This is a genomic window from Stappia sp. TSB10P1A, from assembly GCF_900185725.1.
Taxonomy (GTDB): domain Bacteria; phylum Pseudomonadota; class Alphaproteobacteria; order Rhizobiales; family Stappiaceae; genus Stappia.
The window spans coordinates 1-1,938 of sequence record NZ_FYAU01000060.1; the positions used below are offsets into that span (position 1 = coordinate 1).

The window sequence follows — 1,938 nt, forward strand, 5'->3', positions numbered from 1 at the left end:
TCTATCGGGGCCAGATCGTCAACTCCGTTGCGCTGCTCGTGCGCTCGACCTCGTCGCCCTATGGCGATGCGATGGGGATGCAGTACCAGGTGCCGTACTGTTTCATGAGCGGCGGCCCGGAAATCCAATACCGCAAGGCGGAGCCGGCGGGGCTGGCGCTGGAATTCACGGCGATGCTCGATCCCAGCCAGGCCCTTCCCTGGGACGCGTTAGCCCAACTCGTCGAGCAGCACCAGCCCGCGCTGCCGTAACTGCCAGTTTCGCCTAATTTCGCACGGGAGGCCCGCCATGGCCGAAGCGCCCATTCTCGACCTCGAAACCCTGATCAAGCGCCCGACCATCAGCATAGACGGCGAGCTCTACGAGCTGCGCGCGCCGGACGAGCTGTCGGTCCTCGACAGCCAGTGGCTGACGACGGCCGGCAAGCGGATCGAGCAGCTCGCCGCGGCCGGCGACCCGGAGGGCAGGCTGCCCGACCTGCTGGATGCGGTGGTGCGGCGGATCCTGGTCGACGTGCCGGACGATGTGCTCGCCCGCCTGTCCGAGGCCCACCGGATGGCGATCTGCGAGGTTTTTACCGTGCTCCTGCTGCAGCGCCGGATGGCGGTGGCAGGAGCGATCGCCGGCAAGCTGACGGCTCAGCCGACCGCGCAGGGCGCACGGACTGGGGAGACGTCCTCCCCCGGCTCGCCCGATTTTACGGCGGCAGCCCCGACGACTGGCTGAGGCGGGTCCCGGCGGGCCTGGTGCGGGCGTGCATCACCATGCTCCCCAAGCTGCAGGCCGAGGAGCAACTGGCGGCGATCAGCGCCGCGTCGATCGGCGGCGGTCACGTGAAGCCGGCGGACAGCCGCCGCGCGATTCGCGATCTGGAGCGGGCGGCGAATGGCGGCCGCCGGCGGGCGATGAAGGCGACGCCGGAGGTCCTCGCGGCAATGGGGATCGCCGTCATCAAGCAGCAGGAGGGTGGCGATGAGCGGTGAGCGGCTCGGGCAGGCGCTGCTCGATCTCGATACAAACGACAAGAAATTCGACAAGAGCGTCGACCGTGCCGAGAAGAAGGCGACGGGGCTCGGCCGGACCTTCGACCTGACGGCGGCGAAGGCGGTAAAGATGGGCGCCCAGCTCGCCGCCGCTGCGGCGGTCGGCGTTGCCGCGCTGGGGGCTCTCGTGCGCGTCTCGATCAATCAGGCCGACGCCATGAGCAAGGCGGCGCAGCGGGCCGGCGTCACCACCGAGGCGCTGTCTCGCCTTGCCTGGGCGGGCGAGCTGTCGGACGTCAATATGTCGACGCTGAGCGGCTCGATGGTCAAGCTGACCAAAACGATGAGCGATGTCGCCTCCGGCGCCGACAAAGGCGCCGCTGCGCTGTTCCGGGCGCTCGATGTATCGGTGACCGATGCTGCGGGGAAGCTGCGCAGCGCCGATCAGGTCATGATCGACCTGGCCGACCGCTTTTCGCGGATGGAGGAAGGCGCGGACAAGACCGCGCTGGCGATCAAGGTCTTTGGCAAGTCGGGTGCCGAGATGATCCCGCTGCTCAACAATGGCCGCCAGGGGCTGGCCGACATGGCGGCCGAAAGCGACCGCCTCGGCAAGACGATCTCGACCGAGTTCGGCCAACGGGCCGAGGTTTTCAACGACACGCTCACCCGGATCTGGGCGGCCGGCGCCGGGCTGGTCAACAAGATCGCCGAAGCGCTGCTGCCGCAGTTGCAGGAATTCGCGGACATGCTGGCCGATCCGCAGTTTGTCGAGAATGCGCAGAGCCTGGCGCAAGGGGTGGTGGCCGCATTCGGGCTGATTGTGACAGCGGTCGACGACTCGGTCGGCGCGCTGAAAACAATGCGCAGTTGGCTCGAATGGGCCGCCACTCACGACCCTTTTGGCAACGCTCTGCCGCAGGCTGCCATTGATCGGCGCAACGCTATCCTCGCC

2 protein-coding genes and 2 pseudogenes are annotated in these 1,938 nt (G+C 68.0%); all 4 read left to right on the forward strand.

All coding sequences use genetic code 11. The features are described 5' to 3' along the window. Positions 1 to 251, forward strand: a pseudogene (locus TSB10P1A_RS23445) (hypothetical protein); the annotation flags it as partial. A 37-nt stretch (positions 252 to 288) separates the two neighbouring features. Beyond that, positions 289 to 726, forward strand: coding sequence for a hypothetical protein (locus tag TSB10P1A_RS23450; RefSeq protein ID WP_186390390.1), 438 nt, complete (start codon positions 289 to 291; stop codon positions 724 to 726). 38 nt (positions 727 to 764) lie between these two features. Beyond that, the gene (locus tag TSB10P1A_RS23455; RefSeq protein WP_186390391.1) at positions 765 to 983 is read left to right on the forward strand and encodes a hypothetical protein; all 219 of its coding nucleotides are present in this window, start codon (positions 765 to 767) and stop codon (positions 981 to 983) included. After that, positions 973 to 1,938 (forward strand): annotated as a pseudogene (locus tag TSB10P1A_RS23460) (hypothetical protein); the annotation flags it as partial. The gene TSB10P1A_RS23455 and the pseudogene TSB10P1A_RS23460, both read left to right, overlap by 11 nt.